This is a genomic window from Pseudomonas sp. LPB0260, from assembly GCF_013388395.1.
Genome location: NZ_CP058247.1, coordinates 793,778 through 815,123, shown reverse-complemented (window position 1 = coordinate 815,123; position 21,346 = coordinate 793,778). Strand labels below are relative to the sequence as shown.

Sequence of the window (21,346 nt, the reverse complement as noted above, 5' to 3'; positions counted from 1 at the left end):
CGGCGGGGAGAGGGATAGGCCGAGGGGCTCTGGCAATGCCTGCCAGAACCCCCGACCCCCGCCCTCTCCCTGGGGGAGAGGGAGTCATGCGTGCAGGTTTAGAAGTCCTTGCACAGGCGCAGCGCGTCGTAGATCGCCGCGTGGGTGTTGCGCTGAGCCACGCAGTCACCGATGCGGAACAGCAGGTAGCCGTCGCCGGCCTCGCTCAGGCATGGCTGCGGCTTGATCGCGAACAGTGCCTCGACGTCGATCTGGCCCTTGTTGCGCGAGCCTTCCTTCAGCGCGTAGTAGAGGCCTTCGTCCGGACGCACGCCGTTCTCCACCACCACCTGGTCGACCACACGCTCTTCCTTGGCGCCGGTGTATTCGTTCTCCAGCACTGCCACCAGCTTGTCGCCCTCGCGATAGACCTTTTCCAGCATCATGTCGCCGGTCATGATCACTTCTTTCGGGTACATGCTGCGGTAGAAGGTCGGGAACGAGGTGCCGCCCATGGCCACGCCCGGTTTGATGTCGTCGGTGACGATCTCGACCTGGGCGCCCTTGTCGGCGAGGAAGTCGGCCACCGACATGCCGGTGAACTCGCAGATGGTGTCGTACACCAGCACGTTCTTGCCCGGTGCGACCTTGCCGTCGAGCACGTCCCAGGCGCTCACCACCAGGCCTTCTTCCGAGCCCCAGTGTTCGTTCTGCTCGAGGAACGGATGACCGCCGTTGGCCAGCACGATGATGTCCGCGCGCAGGTCCTGGATGGTCGCCACGTCCGCGGCAGTACCCAGGCGCAGGTCGACGTTGAGGCGAGCCAGCTCCAGCTGGTACCAGCGGGTAATGCCGGCGATCTGGTCGCGCTGCGGTGCCTTGGAGGCCGTGGTGATCTGCCCGCCCAGCGCATCCTTCTTCTCGAACAGGGTCACGTCGTGGCCACGCTCGGCCGCCACGCGAGCGGCTTCCATACCGGCCGGGCCACCACCGACGACGACGACCTTGCGCTTGGGCCCGGTGCTCTTCTCGATGATGTGCGGCAACCCCATGTACTCACGGCTGGTCGCGGCGTTCTGGATGCACAGCACGTCCAGGCCCTGGTACTGGCGGTCGATGCAGTAGTTGGCGCCGACGCACTGCTTGATCTGGTCGATCTGGCCCATCTTGATCTTGGCGATCAGGTGCGGGTCGGCGATGTGCGCGCGGGTCATGCCGACCATGTCGACGTAGCCGCCCTCGAGGATACGGGTGGCCTGGTTCGGGTCCTTGATGTTCTGTGCGTGCAGCACCGGGACCTTGACCACTTCCTTGATGCCGGCCGCCAGGTGCAGGAACGGCTCCGGCGGGTAGCTCATGTTCGGGATGACGTTGGCCAGGGTGTTGTGGGTATCGGCGCCAGAACCAACCACGCCGATGAAGTCGAGCAGGCCGGTGTCATCGTAGTACTTGGCGATCTGCTTCATGTCCTCGTGGGACAGGCCGTCCGGGTGGAACTCGTCGCCGGAGATACGCAGGCCCACGCAGAAGTCGTCGCCAACTTCCTTGCGCACGGCCTTGAGCACTTCCAGGCCGAACTTCATGCGGCCCTCGAAGGTGCCGCCCCATTCGTCGGTACGCTTGTTCACGCGCGGCGACCAGAACTGGTCGATCATGTGCTGGTGCACGGCGGACAGCTCGACGCCGTCCAGGCCGCCGGCCTTGGCCCGCCCCGCAGCTTTGGCGAAGTCGCCGATAATGCGCCACATTTCCTCGACCTCGATGGTCTTGCAGGTGGCGCGGTGCACGGGCTCGCGGATGCCGGACGGCGACATCAGGGTCGGCCAGTCGAAACCATCCCAGCGCGTGCGACGGCCCATGTGGGTGATCTGGATCATGATCTTGGCGCCATGCTTGTGCATGGCGTCGGCCAGATTCTGGAAGTGCGGGATGATCCGGTCGGTGGACAGGTTCACCGAGCTCCACCAACTATGTGGGCTGTCGATGGAGACCACCGAGGAGCCGCCGCAGATGGCCAGGCCGATGCCGCCCTTGGCCTTCTCTTCGTAGTACTTGACGTAGCGCTCGGTGGTCATGCCGCCATCGGTGGCCATGACTTCGGCGTGGGCGGTGGACACGATACGGTTACGGATGGTCAGTTTGCCGATCTGGATCGGCTGGAACATTGCTTCGAAGGCCATGACTCGTTCCTCGATTTAGAGCGGCTTGACGACAAAGAGACCGTGGTCGTGGCCTTCTTCCGAAGCGCCGTAGACCTGTTCGGCGACGGTGCGGATGCTGCTGCCCTGGGCCTGCAGAATCTGGTCCATGGCGCCGGCGAACCAGCCGGTGAACATGTAGTCGACCTTGCGCCCGCACTGGCCGTAGACGTAGACGAAGGCGGAGTGGTCCAGGCGCACTTCGCAGGTGCCCTTGTCGAGGTCGATCGACTGGATCTTGAACAGGCCCCAGCCGCGCTGCGACAGGCGCTTCATGTAGTGCTCGAACACCGCCACGCCGGACAGGCCATGGCACTCGGCTTCCTTCTCGCACCAGTGCCAGGCGGACTTGTAGCCGGCCTTGTAGAGGATCTCGGCATAGGCTTCGGCGCCCAGCACTTCCTCGATGCCGATGTGGTTGTTGACGAAGAAATGCCGCGGTACGTAGAGCATCGGCAGGGCGTCGGTGGTCCAGACGCCGGTTTCGCTGTCGACTTCGATGGGCATTTCAGGGGCGTGTTTTGCCATGATCTTCTAACTCCAGAATTCTGTGGTCTGGCCCCTCTCCCGTGGGAAGAGGGGCGGTAAGTAGTAGAGGAGGGCTTACTCGCCCCAGACGTCCTTGAGCACCCGCACCCAGTTCTCGCCCATGACCTTGCGCACGGTGCGCTCGGACATGCCGCGCTTGAGCAGGGTCTCGGTCAGGTTGGGGAACTCGCCGACGGTGCGGATACCCAGCGGGTTGACGATCTTGCCGAAGTTGGTCAGGCGGCGGGCGTAGCCCTTGTCGTGGGTCAGGTATTCGAAGAATTCCTTGCCATGGCCCTGGGTGAAGTCGGTGCCGATGCCGATGGCGTCTTCGCCGACGATGTTCATCACGTACTCGATGGCCTCGGCGTAGTCGTCGATGGTCGAGTCGATGCCCTTGGCCAGGAACGGCGCGAACATGGTCACGCCGACGAAACCGCCGTGGTCGGCGATGAACTTCAGTTCCTCGTCGGACTTGTTGCGCGGGTGCTCTTTCAGGCCGGACGGCAGGCAGTGCGAGTAGCACACCGGCTTCTTCGACTCGAGGATGACTTCCTCGCTGGTCTTGCTGCCGACGTGGGACAGGTCGCACATGATGCCGACCCGGTTCATCTCGGCGACGATCTCGCGGCCGAAGCCGGACAGGCCACCGTCGCGCTCGTAGCAGCCGGTGCCGATCAGGTTCTGGGTGTTGTAGCACATCTGCACGATGCCCACGCCGAGCTGCTTGAACACCTCGACGTAGCCGATCTGGTCCTCGAACGCGTGGGCGTTCTGGAAACCGTAGAGGATGCCGGTCTTGCCCTGGGCCTTGGCCGCGTGGATGTCGGCGGTGGTGCGCACCGGGATGACCAGGTCGCTGTTCTCGCGAATCAGCTTGTTGCTGGCGGTGATGCTGTTGACGGTGGCCTGGAAGCCCTCCCAGACCGAGACGGTGCAGTTGGCCGCAGTCAGGCCGCCCTTGCGCATGTCTTCGAACAGTTCACGGTTCCACTTGGCAATGATCAGGCCGTCGATGACGATGCTGTCGGCGTGTACTTCGGCTGGGCTCATCAGGCTGTCCCCTTTTGGTTTCGTGCGCCAAACCCGCTGTTGGCGCTTTGGGGGCAGCATATTCCTTGGGGGCCGGGGGACCCGATGCAAAAACGACTGGGGTATTGCCGAAAGCGTCAAGGCCGTGTCGTGATCGGATAAGGCGTCGGCAGGGTGCCGGCATTGCACGGGCGACTGTCCGGTGCGCGGCGTCGGCATGCCTCGCAGCGCCCGCGTGGCGCTGCCGGCCCAGGCGGCCTGGGCGGCAGGCGTGGCTAGGCCGCCGGCTGTTCGTGACGGTCCTGGCTGGGGCAGTTGGCGAAGCGTGCGCGGTAGCAGCGGGAGAAATACGAAGAGGATTCGAAGCCGCAGGCCAGGCCCACTTCCAGCACGCTGAGGTCGGTCTGGCGCAGCAGCTGGCGGGCCTTGTCCAGGCGCAGGTTGAGGTAGAAGTTCGACGGCGTCTCGTTCAGGTGCTTGCGGAACAGCCGCTCCAGCTGCCGTGGCGTGACCTTGACCAGCTCGGCCAGGGCCTGGGAGCTGAGCGGTTCTTCGCTGTTGCGCTCCATCTCGCCGATCACCTGCACCAGCTTCTTGTTGTGCAGGTCGTAGCGGCTGGCGATCTGCATGCGCTGGTGGTCCTGGCGGGTGCGGATGCGCCCGAGGACGAACTGCTCGGAGACGTCCAGCGCCAGCTCATGGCCGTAATCGCGGCCGATCAGGGTCAGCATCAGGTCCAGGCTCGAGGTGCCGCCGGCGCTGGTGATGCGCCGGCCGTCGATCTCGAACAGTTCCTGGGTCACCTGCAGGGCGGGGTAGCGCTCCTTGAAGGCATTGATCGCCTCCCAGTGCAGGGTCAGGCGCTCCTTGCCGAACAGCCCGGCCTCGGCCAGCACGAAGCTGCCGGTGTCGATGCCGCCGAGCACCGCCACCTCGCGTTCGGCGCGGCGCAGCCAGGCGGCCAGGCGGCTGTCGAAATGCTCCAGCGGGTCGTAGCCGGCGACCACGAACAGGCTGTCCTGCTTGCCCGGCATCTGCAGCGCGTCGTCGACGTTCAGCGACATGCCGCCGCTGCTCTGCACCGCCTCGCCGTCCTGGCTGAGCAGGCGCCAGCTGAACAACTCGCGACTGAAACGGTTGGCCGCGCGCAGCGGCTCGACGGCGGACATCAGGCCCATCATCGAGAAGCCGGGCATCAGCAGGAACTGGAAGGTCTGGGGCATGGGGCGGCTTCGGCGGTTGTCGTAAGCAACTAAACGGCAGTCGCGGCGCAAGTGCAACAGGCGAAGTCGCTTTGGTTCAACAGCTGGTCGTTCTAGTGCGAATGAGCGGCGCCATCGCTGCGTAAGGTGATCGCCACTGGGCACGCTTTACCCGCCCGGCCCAAGACGGAAACACCGGGCCACCAGAAGAAAAACACGGACCAACCGTATCGCCGCAAGAGGGCACCACCATGAAAAGTCTTAAACTCGTCGCCGGTTGCTGCTTGGCCACCCTGTTCAGCTCGTCGCTGATGGCGGCCGAGGATGCCAGTTGCCAGAAGGCGCGCATCGGCCTGGTCGGCTGGACCGACGTGGTGGCCACCACGGCGGTGGCCGCGGAGCTGCTGGAAAGCCTCGGCTACGAAACCAAACAGACCACGGCCTCCCAGCAGATCGTGTTCTCCGGCATCAGCAAGAACCAGATCGACTTCTTCCTCGGCTACTGGAAGCCGGCGATGGACGACAACATCAAGCCGTTCCTCGACAAGGGGGCGGTCAAGGTCTCCGCAGAGCCAAGCCTGGCCGATGCCATCGCCACACTGGCGGTGCCGGCCTATGCGGCTGATGCCGGGCTGAAGACTTTCGCGGATATCGCCAAGTTCAAGGATCAGCTGGATGGCAAGATCTACGGCATCGATCCGGGCACCGGGGCCAACACCAAGATCCAGGCGATGATCGACTCCAACCAGTTCGGCCTCGGCGGTTTCACCTTGGTCGAGTCCAGCGAGGCGGCCATGCTCGCGGCAGTCGGGCGGGCGGTCAAGCGTGAGAAACCGATCGTCTTCGTGGGGTGGAACCCGCATCCGATGAATATCCAGATGGACCTGACCTACCTGACCGGCAGCGAAGACGTGTTCGGCCCCAATGAAGGCCAGGCCACCGTGTGGACCGTCACCGCCCCGGACTACGCCCAGCGTTGCCCGAACGTCCATCGCCTGCTGAGCAATCTCAAGTTCAGCGCCGCCCAGGAAAGTGAGCTGATGGAGCCGATCATGGGCCGCGAATCGCCGGACCAGGTGGCGCGCGACTGGCTCAAGGCCAACCCGCAAGTGGTCGAGGCCTTCCTGGAGGGCGTGACCACGGTCGATGGCCAGCCGGGCCAGGCCGCCGCCGTCGCCAAACTGCAGTAATCCCTAACCCAGACTTTCCGTGCGCGCCTGCTCGCGCACGGCCTCCGCTCGCCTGAATGAAGGACCCCGAATCATGAACTACGAAGTAATCGTCACCTGTGCAGTGACCGGCGCCGGCGACACCGTCGGCAAGCACCCGGCCATCCCGGTCACCCCCAAGCAGATCGCCGACGCCGCCATCGAAGCGGCCAAGGCCGGCGCCACCGTGGCCCACTGCCATGTCCGCGACCCCAAGACCGGCAAGCCGAGTCGCGACGTCGAGCTGTACCGCGAGGTGGTCGAGCGCATCCGCGAGAGCGATACCGACGTGATCATCAACCTCACCGCCGGCATGGGCGGTGACCTGGAAATCGGCCCGGGCGAACAGCCCCTGGAGTTCGGCGCCGGCACCGACCTGGTCGGCCCGCTGACCCGCCTGGCGCATATCGAGGCCCTGCGCCCGGAGATCTGCACCCTGGACTGCGGCACCCTGAACTTCGGCGACGGCGACTACATCTACGTCTCCACCCCGGCCCAATTGCGCGCCGGCGCCAAGCGCATCACCGAGCTGGGGGTGAAGGCCGAGCTGGAGATCTTCGACACCGGCCACCTGTGGTTCGCCAAGCAGATGCTCAAGGAAGGCCTGCTGGAAGACCCGCTGTTCCAGATCTGCCTGGGCATCCCGTGGGGCGCGCCGGCCGACACCACATCCATGAAGGCCATGGCCGACAATCTGCCGGCGGGCGCCAATTGGGCCGGCTTCGGCATCGGCCGCATGCAGATGCCGATGGTGGCCCAGGCCATGCTGCTGGGCGGCCACGTGCGCGTGGGCCTGGAAGACAACATCTGGCTGGACAAGGGCGTCTACGCCACCAACGGCCAGCTGGTCGAGCGCGCCATCGAGATCATCCAGCGCCTCGGCGGCCGCGCCCTGACCCCGGCCGAGGGACGCGCCAAGATGAACCTCAAGCCGCGCGGCTGAATCGGCGCCCCCCATCCGCGGTCCGGCGCGATGCCGGACCGGGTCCAATAGCCAGTCCCGGACGTGGTCCGGGCAACCTGCAGGAATCATCATGGGCTTTGTCACTGAACTGAAAACCTTCGCCGCCCTCGGCACCGGCGTCATCGGCGCCGGCTGGATCGCCCGCGCCCTGGCCCATGGCCTCGACGTGGTGGCCTGGGACCCGGCGCCGGGCGCCGAAGAAGCGCTGCGCGCGCGCATCGCCAACGCCTGGCCGGCCCTGGAGAAGAAGGGCCTGGCGCCAGGCGCCTCGCCGCAGCGGCTGCGCTTCGTCGCCACCATCGAGGAGTGCGTGAAGGACGCCGACTTCATCCAGGAGAGCGCTCCCGAGCGCCTGGACCTCAAGTGCGAGCTGCACGCCAAGATCAGCGCCGCCGCGCGGCCCGACGTGATCATCGGCTCGAGCACCTCGGGCCTGCTGCCCAGCGAGTTCTACGCCGACGCTACGCAGCCCGAGCGTTGCGTGGTCGGCCATCCGTTCAACCCGGTCTACCTGCTGCCGCTGGTGGAAGTGGTCGGTGGCCAGCACACCGCGCCCGAAGCCGTGCAGGCGGCGATCGAGATCTACACCACCCTGGGCATGCGCCCGCTGCATGTGCGCAAGGAAGTACCCGGCTTTATCGCCGACCGCCTGCTCGAGGCGCTGTGGCGCGAGTCGCTGCACCTGGTCAACGACGGCGTGGCCACCACCGGCGAGATCGACGACGCGATCCGCTTCGGCGCGGGCCTGCGCTGGTCGTTCATGGGCAGCTTCCTGACCTACACCCTGGCGGGCGGCAACGCCGGCATGCGCCACTTCATGTCGCAGTTCGGCCCGGCCCTGAAGCTGCCCTGGACCTACCTCGAGGCCCCGGAGCTGACCGACCAGCTGATCGACAGCGTGGTCGAGGGCACCGCGGTGCAGCAGGGCGAGCGCAGCATCGCCGAGTTGGAGCGCTATCGCGACGACTGCCTGATGGCGGTGATGGACGCGATCAAGGCGACCAAGGCCAAGCACGGCTTCGACTTCGCCGACTGACGTGCAGCCTGGCCCGCCTGAATCGGGCCAGGCATTGAGCCGGCGGCACTGCCGCCAATCGATACCCGGCCGGGGGCGAGCCGCCCGGCCGCAGGAGAACAACCGATGTCCAGTGCGCAACCTCTGACCACCTACCAGACCGAGATCCAGCCCGAGTGGGTGGATTACAACGGCCACCTGCGCGATGCCTTCTACCTGCTGATCTTCAGCTATGCCACCGATGCGCTGATGGATCGGCTGGGCCTCGACGAGGCGGGTCGGGCGCGCACCGGGCACACCCTGTACACCCTGGAGTGCCACCTGAACTACCTGGCCGAGGTCAAGCTCGGTGCCGAGGCGGAGGTGCGCACCCAGTTGCTGGCCCATGACCGTAAGCGTCTGCACATCCACCACGGCCTTTACTATCCGGGCGGAGATGAGCTGTTGGCGGCCAGCGAACAGATGCTGATGAATATCGACAGCGCCAGCGGGCGCTCCGCGGCTTTCGACGAGCAGGTCATGGCGCAGGTGCTGGCGCTCGGCGAGGCCCATGGACGCTTGCCGGTTCCGCTGCATGTAGGCCGCACCATCGGCCTGCCGGGGCGCTAAGGTTGACCCTCATGGTGGAGCACGGGCAGGCAGCGGGGCGCGCCAGGCACTACGAGCTGACGGCGCAGATGCTGGAGTTCGTCGCGCTCAGCCAAAGCTTCGTCGCCCGGGACGCCAGCCTGGCGGCGCAACGTGAGGCCTACCGACGTATGGCGCAGGCATTCGACCGGCCGCGATCGGAGCGCCTGGATGTGCGCGACCTGCACTGCCAGACGGTGCCGCTGAGGCGCTATCGGCCCGCGGGCCCGATGCCGGCGTCGGGCTGGCCCTGTGTGCTGTACCTGCACGGAGGCGGCTGGGCGTTCGGCGACCTCGACTCCCATGACCTGGTCTGTGCCGAACTGGCCGAGCGCCTCGGCGTGGCGGTGGTGGCAGTCGCCTACCGGCTGGCGCCCGAGCATCCGTTTCCGGCGGGCCTGCGCGATTGCCAGCAGGTCTGGCAGGCGCTGCGCAACGACCAACTGGATATCCAACTGGATCAGCAGCGCCTCGCCGTGGCCGGCGACAGTGCCGGCGGCAACCTGGCGGTGGCGCTATGCCTGGCCTTGCGCCAGGCGGGACAGCCGCAACCCTGCGCCCAGGCGTTGATCTATCCCGGTCTGAGTCCGCAGCCTCTGCCCTCGCATCTGAGCTGCGCCGATGCGCCCCTGCTCTCGCGGGAAGATCTGCAGGCCTGTCTGGACTGGTACCTGCCCGATTCGAGTCTGCGCGCCGATCCGCTTGCGCTGCCACTTGCTGCCCAGGACTTCAGCGGTCTGCCGCCGGCGTTCGTAGCGGTCGCCGAGCACGATCCGCTGCGTGATGACGGTGCGCTCTATGCCCAGCGCCTGGCCGCGGATGGTGTGGCTGTGCGCTTCGAGCCGGGGCAGGGCCTGGTGCACGGCTGCCTGCGTGCGCTGGGGCGGGTGGCCGAGGTGGATAACCTGTATGCGCAATTGATCGACTGGCTGGGGAGCGCGCTACGGCGCTGAAAACGCTTCCGGCCCGATCGCTTCTCCAACACCAGCCGTTACGGCATCGCCTGAGGAGATCGCAATGAACGCTGTAGATCCCGCCCTGGAAAACCCACCGATCGCCGATTGGCGAAGCTACCCGATCAGCGCCGACCTGGTGGCTGTAAGAGCCGAGGCGGACGCGCTGGAAACGGTGTGGAGCGACGGTCGCGTCAGCCCGTTCCATCACCAGTGGCTGCGCGACAATTGTTCCTGCAACAAGTGCGTGTACAGCGTGACCCGCGAGCAACTGTTCGAGATCGTCGATGTGCCGGAGCAGCTGCACCCGCAGCGCACCCGCATCGACGAGCAGGGCCATCTGCTGGTCGACTGGCAGGATGGCCATCACAGCCGCTACCACCCCGGCTGGCTGCGCGCCCACGCCTATGACGAGGCGTCGCGTGCCGAGCGCCGCGCCCAACGGCCGCAGAGCCGCCTGTGGGGTGCGGAGATGGGCGAGCAGCTGCCGCAGTTCGACTACCAGGCGGTGATGACGGACGACAGTGCCCTGCTGAACTGGCTGCTGGCGGTGCGCGACATCGGCCTGACCCAGCTGCTCGAGGTGCCGACCCGCGCGGACGTGCTGCCGATCCTGGCCAAGCGCATCTCCTTTATCCGCGAGAGCAACTTCGGCGTGCTGTTCGACGTGCAGTCCAAGGCCGATGCCGACAGCAACGCCTACACCGCCTTCAACCTGCCGTTGCATACCGACCTGCCGACCCGCGAGCTGGAGCCCGGGCTGCAGTTCCTGCACTGCCTGGTCAACGATGCGAGCGGAGGGGAGAGCGTGTTCGTCGACGGCTTCGCCATCGCCGAGGCGCTGCATCAGGAGGCCCCCGAACTGTTTCACACCCTGTGCGACACGCCGATCGAATTCCGCAACAAGAGCCGCACCAGCGATTACCGCTGCCTGGCGCCGATCATTGCCCTGGACGCCTACGGGGCGGTCAGCGAGATCCGCATGGGCAACTTCCTGAAGGGGCCGTTCGACGCACCGGTCGAGCGCATGCCGGCGCTGTACAGCGCCTACCGGCGTTTCATCGAGATGACCCGTGAGCCGCGCTTTCGCGTGCAGCGACGGCTGGCGGCCGGGCAGCTGTGGTGTTTCGACAATCGCCGCACCCTGCATGCGCGCACCGAGTTCGACCCGACCAGCGGCGCCCGGCATTTCAAGGGCTGCTACGTCGATCGCGACGAACTGCTGTCGCGAATTCATGTGCTGCAGCGCTAGAAGCGTCGCCTGGCGGCTTGATTGCGACCAGTTTTGCCAGCGCCGCCGAACGGGGCTTTCCGTCGAGGTCGCCATAAATTAAACGTGGTCATAGGCGGCTATTTTATTGCTTCCGACGACTGTCCATCTTCATAACAATCCGGTTCGTATCGTTTTGCCCAAGATCCGACTGACGCGTCACCGCAGCAGTGGGTCCGGGCAGACGCAGCAGCAAACCGATGCCGCAGAAGTCCTACGACTTGTGCGGTGAGAGGTCCGGCGCCAGGAGGCGCCACCGCGGTGCCAAGGTTTTCTTCGGCGCGCCGAAGAAACAGCGACATGCATGACAATTACAACAATTAGCTACGACTCCACCTGGGAGAACAAGAAAATGTCGAAAGTGAAAGAACAGTTCGGTGGCGCCCCTGGCACTACCGTGTTCAAAGAGGAGCTACTGAGTCAGTCAGGACTCTTCAAGGGCATGCACAAGGGCATGACCATCGTGTCGGCGGTGATGGTACTGGCCTTTGTGCTGTTCGCCGGATTCAACACCGAGTCGGCCGGCAAGCTCTTCGGCGCCACCCGCAGCTGGATCGAAAGCGTTTTCGGCTGGTACTACCTGGTGGCCATGGTGTTCTTCATCCTGGTCTGTTTCGTGCTGGTGTTCACCCGTCACGGCAGCGTGCGCCTGGGCGACGATAACAGTCGTCCGGACTTCAGCAATTTCGCCTGGTTCTCCATGCTGTTCTCCGCCGGTATCGGTATCGGCATCCTGTTCTTCGGCGTGGCCGAGCCGATCTTCTACCTGGATAACAGCGGCGCCTTCGGCTATCCGAACAACCCCTATGCCGACATGGCCGGGGCCACGGCCGTGGGCCATGCCCGCGCGGTCGACGCCCTGCGGGTGACCTACTTCCACTGGGGCTTCCATGGCTGGGCGGTGTACGCCATCGTCGGCCTGTCGCTGGCCTATTTCGCCTACCGCAAGAAGCTGCCGCTGGCCCTGCGCTCGGCGCTGCATCCGTTCATCGGCGACCGCATCTATGGTCCGATCGGCCATGCCGTCGACCTGATCGGCGTGCTGGGTTGCGTCTTCGGCATCGCCACTTCCCTGGGCCTGGGCGTCAGCCAGATGGCCGTGGGCCTGGAGCGCCTGATCGGCGTCGATTCCGGCACCACCACCCAGCTGGTGTTGATCGCCCTGATCTCCATCGTCTCGATCATGTCGGCGCTGTCCGGCGTGGGCCGCGGCATCAAGATCATCTCCGAGTGGAACATCATCATCTCCGCGCTGGTCGTCGCCTTCTTCCTGTTCGGCGGGCCGACCGCCTGGCTGGTGAGCATGTTCGGCGAATCGTTCGGCAGCTACCTGGTCAACTTCCTGCCGATGGGCCTGTGGTTCCCCGAGGAAGAGGGCCCGGCGGCCTGGCAGAACGGCTGGACCGTGTTCTACTGGGGCTGGTGGTTGGCGTGGGCGCCGTTCGTGGGCCTGTTCATCGCGCGCATTTCCCGCGGTCGTACCCTGCGTGAGTTCGTCATCGGCGTGCTCTGCGTGCCCACCTTCATCATCTTCGTCTGGCTGGGCATCTTCGGTGGCTCGGCGCTGTACCAGGAGCTGAACGCCGCGGGCGGCGCCGGCACCGGCGAGCTGGTCAAGCTGGTGACCGAGTGGAACCTGCCGGCGGCGCTGTTCACCGCGGCCGACGGCATCGCCGGCGACGGCGTGATGGGCTGGATCCTCTCGGCCATGCTGGTGTTCCTGCTGCTCAGCTGGTTCGTTACCTCCTCGGACTCCGGCACCCTGGTGCTGACCACCATCCTGTCCCTGGGCAACGAGGAGCCGCCGAAGCTGTTCCGCATCTTCTGGGGCGTGGTGATCGGTGCCGTGGCCGGCGTGCTGCTGGTCGCCGGCGGCCTCAGCGCGCTGCAGACCGCCAACATCGCCGCGGCGCTGCCGCTCAGCGTGGTGATCCTGCTGATGACCTTCGGCGTGCTCAAGTCGCTGATCATGGACTCCAGCGAGGTGCCGGTGGCGCCACCGCTGGCCGAACAGCCGGCGGAAAACGCCTAACTCCTACCTGACTGTACGTTCCAGTGCACGGGCCGCCTCAGGGCGGCCCGTGTCGTTTCAGCGCCTGGCCAGCGCCCCGGCCTTGCCGCAGTTGCGAGTCTGTCACGCCGCCCTGGTTGATGGGCGCGGCCATGGACGGCTGCTCGGCTGGCATCCCGGATCTATCCGCCAGGCGCCAGCTGTCCCGGGCTCAACCTGCTGTCGTTCAGCGACTGCACCAGATCCTCGAGCCCTTGCACACCTTGTCAGGCGACCCGTCGAATCGCGCAAACGGCTCCTCGGCCGCGCCTCGCGCGCGACCGCCAAGGAATGTCCATGCTCAGTGGCGGAGGCCGGTCGGGCGACGGTCTTCGGGGCTGCTGGATGCCCCCGGACGGACCCCTCGGTGAGTCGTGTTGCATCGACAGGCAGCGGGCGCCCCATTCGCGCACCGAAGCAGTGCGTGGCAATGCCGCTGCGGAAAACCCGGGTTCGTCGGCCGAACCTGACGAGGCGTTGGGCTGCGATAGCGGCAGCGCCGCCGGCAGTTCCGTTTGCGACGATCCTTTGGACAATTGCTGAAAACGCTGTTTTTCGGTGAGCGCGCAACCAGCAGATCAGGGGGCTGTGATCATTAGTTCACTGCCCCGGAGGGCCGGATAACTTCTTGAATAGTGGTGTTTTTTCTATTTTCTCTGGATGGGGGTGGGTGGCGCGAATGTTGCTGATTAGGCAGCACCGCTCGAGCGGTTATCGCGCAATGCCAACAGCTGCAGATGCCGGTGGGCAATGCGCCGCGTCACGCAGGATGAACGACCTATGTGGCGCCAGTGCAGGCGTCGTGGCGCCACGGTAGGGCGAAGCACTGCTTCGCCGAACCGGGGACGCCGCAACTCGCATGACCATCACAGCAAGCAGCTACAGCCCGACCTGGGAGAACGAATAGATGTCGAGCATCAAAGAGCAAGGCGGTGGTGCCCCCGGCAGCACCGTGTTCAGTAAAGAGTTATTGAGTCGATCCGGGCTCTTCAAAGGCATGCACAAGGGCATGACCATTGCGTCTGCCTCCATAGTCCTGGCCTTCGTCTTGTTCGCCGGGATCACGTCCGAGTTGGCCGGCTCGCTCTTTGGAGCCATGCGCAGCTGGATCGAAGACGTCTTCGGTTGGTATTACCTGGTCGTCATGGGTGTCTTCATCGCCATCTGCTTCGCGCTGGTGCTCTCTCGCCATGGCAGCGTGCGCCTGGGCGACGACGACAGTCGGCCGGACTTCAGCAACCTGGCCTGGTTCTCCATGCTGTTCTCCGCCGGTATCGGCATCGGCATCCTGTTCTTCGGTGTGGCCGAGCCGATCTTCTACCTGGATAACAGCGGCGCCTTCGGCTACCCGAACAACCCCTATGCCGACATGGCCGGCGCCACCGAGGTGGGCCATGCCCGCGCGGTGGAAGCCCTGCGCGTCACCTACTTCCACTGGGGCTTCCATGGCTGGGCGGGCTACGCCATCGTCGGCCTGTCGCTGGCCTATTTCGCCTACCGCAAGAAGCTGCCGCTGGCCCTGCGTTCGGCGCTGCATCCCTTGATCGGCGATCGCATCTATGGCCCGATCGGTCATGCCGTCGACATGATCGGCGTGCTGGGTTGCGTCTTCGGGGTCGCCACCTCCCTGGGCCTGGGCGTCAACCAGATGGCCGTGGGCCTGGAGCGCCTGATCGGCGTCGATTCCGGCACCACCACCCAGCTGGTACTGATCGGCCTGATCTCGATCGTCTCGATCATGTCGGCGCTGTCCGGCGTGGGGCGCGGTATCAAGATCATCTCCGAGTGGAACATGATCATCTCCGCCCTGGTGGTGGCGTTCTTCCTGTTCGGCGGGCCGACCGCCTGGTTGATAAGCATGTTCGGCGAGTCGCTGGGCAGCTACCTGGTCAACGTGCTGCCGATGGGCCTGTGGTTCCCCAAAGAGCAGGGCCCGGCGGCCTGGCAGAACGGCTGGACCGTGTTCTACTGGGGCTGGTGGTTGTCGTGGGCGCCGTTCGTGGGCCTGTTCATCGCGCGCATCTCCCGGGGGCGCACCCTGCGTGAGTTCGTGTTCGGCGTGCTCTGTGTGCCGACCCTGATGATCTTCGTCTGGATGGGCATCTTCGGTGGCTCGGCGCTGTACCAGGAGCTGAACGCCGCAGGTGGCGCCGGCACCGGCGAGCTGGTCAGGCTGGTGACCGAGTGGAACCTGCCGGCGGCGCTGTTCGCCGCCGCCGATGGTATCGCCGGTACCGGCGTGATGGGCTGGATCCTCTCGGCCATGCTGGTGTTCCTGCTGCTCAGCTGGTTCGTCACCTCCTCGGACTCCGGCACCCTGGTGCTGACCACCATCCTGTCCCTGGGCAACGAGGAGCCGCCGAAGCTGTTCCGCATCTTCTGGGGCAGCGTGATCGGTGCCGTGGCTGGGGTGCTGCTGCTCGCCGGCGGTCTCAATGCGCTGCAGACCGTCAATATCGCCGCCGCGCTGCCGGTCAGCGTGGTGATCCTGCTGATGACCTTCGGTCTGCTCAAGTCGCTGATCATGGACTCCAGCGAGGTGCCGGTGAAGCCGATTCTGGGCGGACAGCCGGCGGATATCGCCTGACGCTTGCTGCTTCCGCGTTATCTGACACGGGCCGCCTCAGGGCGGCCCGTGTCGTTTCAGCGCGGTTGCCGGTTGCCCTCGATGACCCCGCCGAGGGCGTCGAGGGCCCGCTGCAGCAGGCCGGCGTCGAGGGCGTCGCGGGCGTAGGTGACGAAGATCGGGCGCTTGAACTCCGGCGCATCGGCCACCCGTGACAGCGTTCCGTCCTTGAGCAAGGCGGCCACCTGGCGTTTCGGCAGGTAGGCCGCGCCGCCGTTGTCGAGCAGCCAGGGCAGCCCCAGTTCGGCGAAGCCGCAGCTCAGGCGACTGTTCTGCAGTTGCGGCAGACGTTCGGAGTGGGCGGCGTTGTAGCCCCAGCCCCAGTCGATATACAGGTAGTTGTCCACGGACACCTGGGCCAGTGCGGTGGCGCCGTTGGCGACCATCAGCAGGCGGTCCTCGCCGGCCTGCTCGACCACCAGGCCGGCGGTGGTGTCGGCGACGAAGATCAGACCGATGTCGAGGATTCCGGCCGAGACCTGGCGGACGATCTCGCTTGAATAGTCGGCCTCAAGGTGCAGGTGCAGCCCTGGCGCCTGCCGGTTCAGGGCGCTGCCCCATTTGAACAGCAGGTCGCTGGCCAGGCTGGGGTGAGCGCCGAGGCGCAGCAGGCCGGCGCTGTCGTCGCGCAGCGACAGCTCGCGTTTGGCCCGCTGCCAGCGCTGCTGCAGGGCCATGGCGTGCTGGTAGAACTGGCGCCCGGCGGGCGTCAGGGCCATGCCTTCATGGCTGCGGCTGAACAGCTGCTGATCCAGCTGCTCCTCGAGCAGCTTGATGCGGGTGCTGACCGCCGACTTGGTCAGGCACAGCTGCTCGGCACAGAGGCTGAGGCGCTTGAGGTCGGCCAGGGTCAGGAAGGTCTTGATCGCTTGCAGGTCCATCGCTGCCCCCGGGCGCTTTGCCCTGTACAAAAAAATCGAACGGCCAGTGCGAAACTATCCGATATGCGCCGGGGCGGCAATTTCCTAGGCTCGCTGGAGTTAACTCCACACTTACAGCGGCAGGTGAGCATGAACGCGAGCAAGCAGCGCCCCCTGGGCGGATACCGGGTTGTCGATTTCGGCCAGTACATCGCCGGGCCGGCGGTGGCCATGATGCTGGCCGACCAGGGCGCCGAGGTGGTCCATATCGACCCGCCCGAGGGGCCGCGCTGGGACAACCCGGCCGACGCCATCCTCAACCGCGGCAAGCAGCGCATCAGTCTCGACCTGCATAGCGAGGCCGACCTGCAACTGGCGATCGACCTGGTCCGGCATGCCGACGTGCTGGTGGAGAACTTCCGTCCGGGGGTAATGGAGCGCCTCGGTCTCGGCGCCGAGGCGATGCGCGCGTTGAATCCGGCGCTGGTCTATCTGTCCCTGCCGGGCTTCTCCGAGAAGGATGAGGAGTTCGCGGGGCTGCCGGCCTGGGAAGGCATCATCGCCGCGGCCGTGGGCCAGTTCACCGACATGGGCCTGAGCCGGGTGCTGATGGGCATCACGCCGTCGTTTTCGCCGCTGCCCCTGGCCTCGGCCTACGCCTCGGTACTGGGCGCCACCGCGGTGACCCTGGCGCTGTTCGCCAGGGCCAGCAGCGGGCAGGGCGAGCGCATCGAGGTGCCGATCGCCGCCGCGCTGATGGAGGGGCTGGCCTACAACTCCATGCACATCGAAGGGCTGCCGGAGCGCTACAAGTCGCTGCGCGAGCGGGAAATCGAGCGCCGGCGCAACAACGGCCTGCCGCTGAATCTGCAGTACGCCGATCTGCAGGAGTTCCTCGATCCCTTCTATCGCACCTATGTCTGCCAGGACGGCCGGCCCTTCTATTCGGTCAACTGCTCCCATGCCCGCCACCCGATCGCCTGCCTGCAGGTGCTCGGCCTGTGGGAGGAGATCGCCGCGCTGGGCATTCCAACCCACAGCCCGTATCTGGACGTGGCGGACTGGCCGGAGGGCGCCGAGTGCACGCTGCTGTCCTATCCGCTGTCGCGGCAGTGGGCGGACCTGGTCTCGGAGAAGATGAAGGCGGCGTTCCTGAGCAGGCCGGCCTACGAATGGCAGCGGCTGTTCGGCGAGGCCGGGGTGCCGGGCTGTGCCCACCAGCTGACCCGCGAATGGCTGGCCAGCGAGCACGCCCTGCAGTCGCACAGTGTGCTGCAGGTCGAAGACCCGCGTTACGGCGCCATGCGCCAGCTGGGCAACATCTGCTGGCTGCAAGGCGACGGTGCGGTGCTCGACAAGCAGCCGGCGCAGGCGCCCCATACGGACCGCGGCGCCGTGCTGCAGCTGCTGGAGAGCTGGCGCGATCACCCCAGCACGCTGCCCGACGCCGATCCGGCGGCGCCGGCCCGGGGCTGGCTGGAGGGCGTGCGCATCCTCGACCTGACCAACGTGATCGCCGGGCCGACCATCGCCTGCACCCTGGCCCGCTTCGGTGCGGAGGTGATCAGCATCGATCCGCCGCAGCCGGCCCTGGACCCCTGGAACACCACCGTCTTCGGCATGCAGGCCAACCAGGGCAAGCGCAGCGTGCTGCTCGACCTGAAGAGCCCCGAGGGCCAGGCGCTGCTGGACAGGCTGCTGCCCCAGGTGGACGTGGTCACCATCAACGCCAGCGACGCGCAGCTGGAGCGCCTCGGCCTGTCGGCGGAACGTCTGCAGCGAATCAACCCGCAGCTGATCCTCTGCCAGTTCGACGCCTTCGGTGGCCCCACGGCGGGGCCGCGCAGCAACCATCCGGGCTATGACGATTTGGTGCAGGCGACCACCGGCATCATGGCGCGCTTCGGCGGCGGCATCGAGACGCCGGAGGAGCATGCCCACTTCGGCACCATCGATGTGTTGGGCGGCTACTGCGCCGCCCACGCCATCGGCGTGGCGCTGGTCAAGCGGGCCAATGGCCAGGGGGGCTCGGTGGCGCGCAGCTCGCTGGTGGCGGCCGGTCAGCTGATCCAGGTGCCGTTCATGTACGACTACCCCGGACGCGGTCCCTTCGACGAGCCGAGCGGGCGCGAGGTGAAGGGCGCCCATGCCTTCTATCGCTGCTACCAGGCGCTGGACGGCTGGCTGTTCCTGGCGCTGGACCGGCGCAGCCAGCTGGCCGATCTGGCGCGGGCCCTGCAATTGCCCGAGCTGGCAAGCGCCGACCAGAAGACGGCCGAGCAGTGCCTGGAAAGCCTGTTCCGCAGCCAGGCGATGGGCCACTGGCAGGCACTGCTGGCGCCGGTCGATATCGGCTGCCAGCCCCTGGGGCGCATGAGCCAGTTGCGCGAGTCGTCGCTGATGAACGAGGCCGGCGGCATCGACCTGAACGGCCCGAAGACCGTGGCCTTTATCGAGTACCCGGAACACCCCTGTGGCCATCGGGTGGCGCTGATCGCACCGAACTCGATCCGTCTGCAGCGGGCGCCCGTGCGCTTGCCGGGAAAGATGGCGAAATATGGCAGCGATACCCGCGCCGTGCTGCAGCAACTGGGCTGCACGGCGGAGCAGGTCGAGCAGATGATCGAACAGGGCGTGGCCGCTGAGCAGTGGTCGGAGCGCTACCTGCCGAGTTGATCGGTGCGCAGCATCAGAACCTCGTGGCCCGCGGCCGGTCATTGGCCGTGGGCCTTGCGCTGCAGCCCTTACGAGGGCTTCTGCAAGAGCACCTGAGCGCGGCACCGGGCCGTGAAGTAGGGGGTATTGTGGGGAGGGGCAGGTGGAGGCGCGCGGAATGAGTGCGCAGCGCACAAAGCACGAAGGGGAGCCTAGGCTCCCCTTCAAACTATTGCGGCGTGCTTTGTTTTTCTTGTTGAACGATCTGTTGTTCTTGTTCTCGTTCCAAACCGTCTTGTCCGATCCCATCGAGGGATCAAGGGCAAACGTATTTTTTTGGATGCTGGCAGCGTCTTGTCACCAAGTGATCCGACCGGAGCGGCGTGCTACCTTCAGGTAGTTTTATTCTTATCGCCTAGGTCGCGGGGCTGACCCCGAAACGCACACCCTTTCCAAAAAAATCTGTTTGCGACTCTTCTGTCCTGTTGTTTTTGTTGTCGCAGAGCCGAGACGTTTTCTTTTTTGCTTTATTGTTTTTGTGCCATAGATAAAGCATTTGCCGTGCCAGTATTTTTTTATCCTTATAAATCAATGACTTGTCTGATTTCATGATTTTTCAGGCGACCCCGGGGCAGAGGATTTTGTGGTGCTACTACCCGGTTTTGTTACCCACGGGATCGGGGGGTAACACGCCCGGCCTGGGTGGGGGAGGTGTTACGAGGCGCCTGGCGGGGAGGTCGCGAGGCATAAAAAAACCCTCCAAAGCCGGGGCTTGGAGGGTTGGGAAGTGCCCGTCAGGGCCTCAGTGTGCAGCCAGTAGCGGCGGGCGACCAACCCGCCGGTGAAGCTCTGTTACTCGGCGGGGACACCCTTCAGGTAGGGGGCCGGTTCGGCGCCGAGGTTGTTCAGCATGCGCTCGCTGTACCAGTCGAGGAAGTTGACCACGCCGAACTCGTAGGTCTTGGAGTAGGGGCCCGGCTGGTAGGCGGTGGAGTTGATGCCGCGCTGGTTCTCTTCGCCCAGGCGACGGTCCTGCTCGTTGGTGGCGTCCCAGACCTGGCGCAGGCGCGCGACGTCGTAGTCGACGCCTTCCACGGCGTCCTTGTGCACCAGCCACTTGGTGATGACGATCGACTCCTGGGCGCTGACCGGCCACACGGTGAAGTTGATGATGTGGTCACCCATGCAGTGGTTCCACGAGTGCGGCAGGTGGAGGATGCGCATGGAACCCAGGTCCGGGTTCTGGATGCGGCCCATCAGCTTCTTGCTGCCCTGCTTGCCGTCCATGGTCATGGACACGGTGCCCTTGAGCAGCGGCATGCGCACGATACGGTTGCGCAGGCCGTAACCGGCGTGCAGGTAAGGGATCTTCTCGGCTTCCCACTTGGCGGCGGACTCGGCCACGTGGTCCTTGAAGGCCTGGTCGGCACGCGGGTCGTTGGTGTCGTCCCACTCCAGCAGGCTGTTGAGCAGTTCCGGGTGCGAACCGCTGCAGTGGTAGCACTCGCGGTTGTTTTCCAGCACCAGCTTCCAGTTGGCCTTCTCCATCATGGTGCTCTGCACCGCGACCTTGGCGTTCTCCATGTCGTAGGGCTCCATGTAGTGGGCCAGACCGGAGAGGAACTCGTCGATTGCCGGTGGGTTCTCCGCCAGGGAGATGAAGATGAAGCCGCCGGCGGTCTTGCAGTGCACCGGCTTGAGGCCGTACTGCTTCATGTCGAAGTCGGGGCCCATCTCGGTGCCGGCGAACAGCAGGCGGCCGTCGATCTCGTAGGTCCACTGGTGGTACGGGCAGACCAGCTTGGCGACCTTGCCCTTGTCGCTGGTGCACAGGCGCGAGCCGCGGTGGCGGCAGACGTTGTGGAAGGCATGCACGACGCCTTCGGCGCCACGGATCACGATGATCGGGTTGTCGCCCAGTTGCAGGGTCAGGTAGTTGCCCTTGGCCGGGACCTCGCAAGTCATGCCGGCGATCAGCCACTCCTTGTGGAAGATCTCCTGCATGTCGATCTTGAACAGGCGCTCGTCGTTGTAGAACGGCTGCGGCAGCGAGAAGGTGCGCTCACGGTTGTGCAGCATCTCGGCCGTGGCCTTGCGTGCAGGCTCTAGTGGATCGCCCAGGCTCAGAGTGGAAGTGACGTCCATCGGTAACTCCTCAGTGGCGGAAGCACTCGCTGCT

General features: G+C 65.6%; 15 protein-coding genes. 9 read left to right on the top strand and 6 right to left on the bottom strand.

The features are described from left to right. Positions 1 to 98: 98 nt before the first annotated feature. The 4 genes from dgcA to LPB260_RS03465 all read right to left on the bottom strand — a co-directional run bounded on the left by dgcA (position 99) and on the right by LPB260_RS03465 (position 4,960). Positions 99 to 2,159 carry an NADH:flavin oxidoreductase gene (gene dgcA / locus LPB260_RS03480; protein WP_208707248.1) on the bottom strand — a complete coding sequence of 687 codons (2,061 nt, stop codon included), beginning with the start codon at positions 2,157 to 2,159 and terminating at the stop codon, positions 99 to 101. Between the two features lie 15 nt (positions 2,160 to 2,174). Continuing rightward, positions 2,175 to 2,705 (bottom strand): 4-vinyl reductase, encoded by a 531-nt coding sequence (locus tag LPB260_RS03475; RefSeq protein WP_208707247.1) that lies wholly within the window; start codon positions 2,703 to 2,705, stop codon positions 2,175 to 2,177. Positions 2,706 to 2,780: 75 nt separating this feature from the next. Beyond that, positions 2,781 to 3,758: a dipeptidase gene (locus LPB260_RS03470; RefSeq protein WP_208707246.1), complete on the bottom strand. Its 978-nt coding sequence runs from the start codon at positions 3,756 to 3,758 to the stop codon at positions 2,781 to 2,783. Between the two features lie 254 nt (positions 3,759 to 4,012). Continuing rightward, positions 4,013 to 4,960, bottom strand: coding sequence for a GlxA family transcriptional regulator (locus LPB260_RS03465; protein WP_208707245.1), 948 nt, complete (start codon positions 4,958 to 4,960; stop codon positions 4,013 to 4,015). A 230-nt stretch (positions 4,961 to 5,190) separates the two neighbouring features. Between LPB260_RS03465 and choX the strand changes: the two genes are divergently transcribed. From choX to LPB260_RS03425, 8 genes are all read left to right on the top strand, one after another. Beyond that, positions 5,191 to 6,129, top strand: a complete 939-nt coding sequence (choX, locus tag LPB260_RS03460) for a choline ABC transporter substrate-binding protein (protein WP_208707244.1) — start codon at positions 5,191 to 5,193, stop codon at positions 6,127 to 6,129. A 73-nt stretch (positions 6,130 to 6,202) separates the two neighbouring features. Beyond that, positions 6,203 to 7,090, top strand: coding sequence for a 3-keto-5-aminohexanoate cleavage protein (locus LPB260_RS03455; protein WP_208707243.1), 888 nt, complete (start codon positions 6,203 to 6,205; stop codon positions 7,088 to 7,090). Between the two features lie 91 nt (positions 7,091 to 7,181). After that, positions 7,182 to 8,147 carry an L-carnitine dehydrogenase gene (locus LPB260_RS03450; RefSeq protein WP_208707242.1) on the top strand — a complete coding sequence of 322 codons (966 nt, stop codon included), beginning with the start codon at positions 7,182 to 7,184 and terminating at the stop codon, positions 8,145 to 8,147. A gap of 105 nt (positions 8,148 to 8,252) precedes the next feature. After that, complete coding sequence (locus tag LPB260_RS03445; RefSeq protein ID WP_208707241.1) at positions 8,253 to 8,735, top strand: thioesterase family protein; 483 nt, start codon at positions 8,253 to 8,255, stop codon at positions 8,733 to 8,735. 11 nt (positions 8,736 to 8,746) lie between these two features. Next, complete coding sequence (locus LPB260_RS03440; protein ID WP_208707240.1) at positions 8,747 to 9,706, top strand: alpha/beta hydrolase; 960 nt, start codon at positions 8,747 to 8,749, stop codon at positions 9,704 to 9,706. A 64-nt stretch (positions 9,707 to 9,770) separates the two neighbouring features. After that, on the top strand, positions 9,771 to 10,958 hold the full coding sequence (locus LPB260_RS03435) for a gamma-butyrobetaine dioxygenase (RefSeq protein WP_208707239.1): 1,188 nt from the start codon (positions 9,771 to 9,773) through the stop codon (positions 10,956 to 10,958). Positions 10,959 to 11,328: 370 nt separating this feature from the next. After that, on the top strand, positions 11,329 to 13,008 hold the full coding sequence (locus LPB260_RS03430) for a BCCT family transporter (protein ID WP_218281502.1): 1,680 nt from the start codon (positions 11,329 to 11,331) through the stop codon (positions 13,006 to 13,008). A gap of 925 nt (positions 13,009 to 13,933) precedes the next feature. Next, entirely contained in the window at positions 13,934 to 15,613 is a 1,680-nt protein-coding gene (locus LPB260_RS03425) for a BCCT family transporter (protein WP_208707238.1), read from the top strand. 56 nt (positions 15,614 to 15,669) lie between these two features. On the opposite strand, the gene LPB260_RS03420 is transcribed toward LPB260_RS03425, so the two are convergent. Next, a complete protein-coding gene (locus tag LPB260_RS03420) occupies positions 15,670 to 16,533 on the bottom strand; it encodes a LysR family transcriptional regulator (protein WP_208707237.1) in 864 nt (287 codons plus the stop codon). A 129-nt stretch (positions 16,534 to 16,662) separates the two neighbouring features. Here LPB260_RS03420 and LPB260_RS03415 point away from each other — a divergent pair, with 129 nt between their 5' ends. After that, complete coding sequence (locus LPB260_RS03415) at positions 16,663 to 19,188, top strand: CoA transferase (protein ID WP_208707236.1); 2,526 nt, start codon at positions 16,663 to 16,665, stop codon at positions 19,186 to 19,188. Positions 19,189 to 20,019: 831 nt separating this feature from the next. Here the strand turns inward: LPB260_RS03415 and gbcA are convergent. After that, positions 20,020 to 21,312 carry an aromatic ring-hydroxylating dioxygenase subunit alpha gene (gbcA, locus tag LPB260_RS03410; protein WP_208707235.1) on the bottom strand — a complete coding sequence of 431 codons (1,293 nt, stop codon included), beginning with the start codon at positions 21,310 to 21,312 and terminating at the stop codon, positions 20,020 to 20,022. Positions 21,313 to 21,346: the final 34 nt, after the last annotated feature.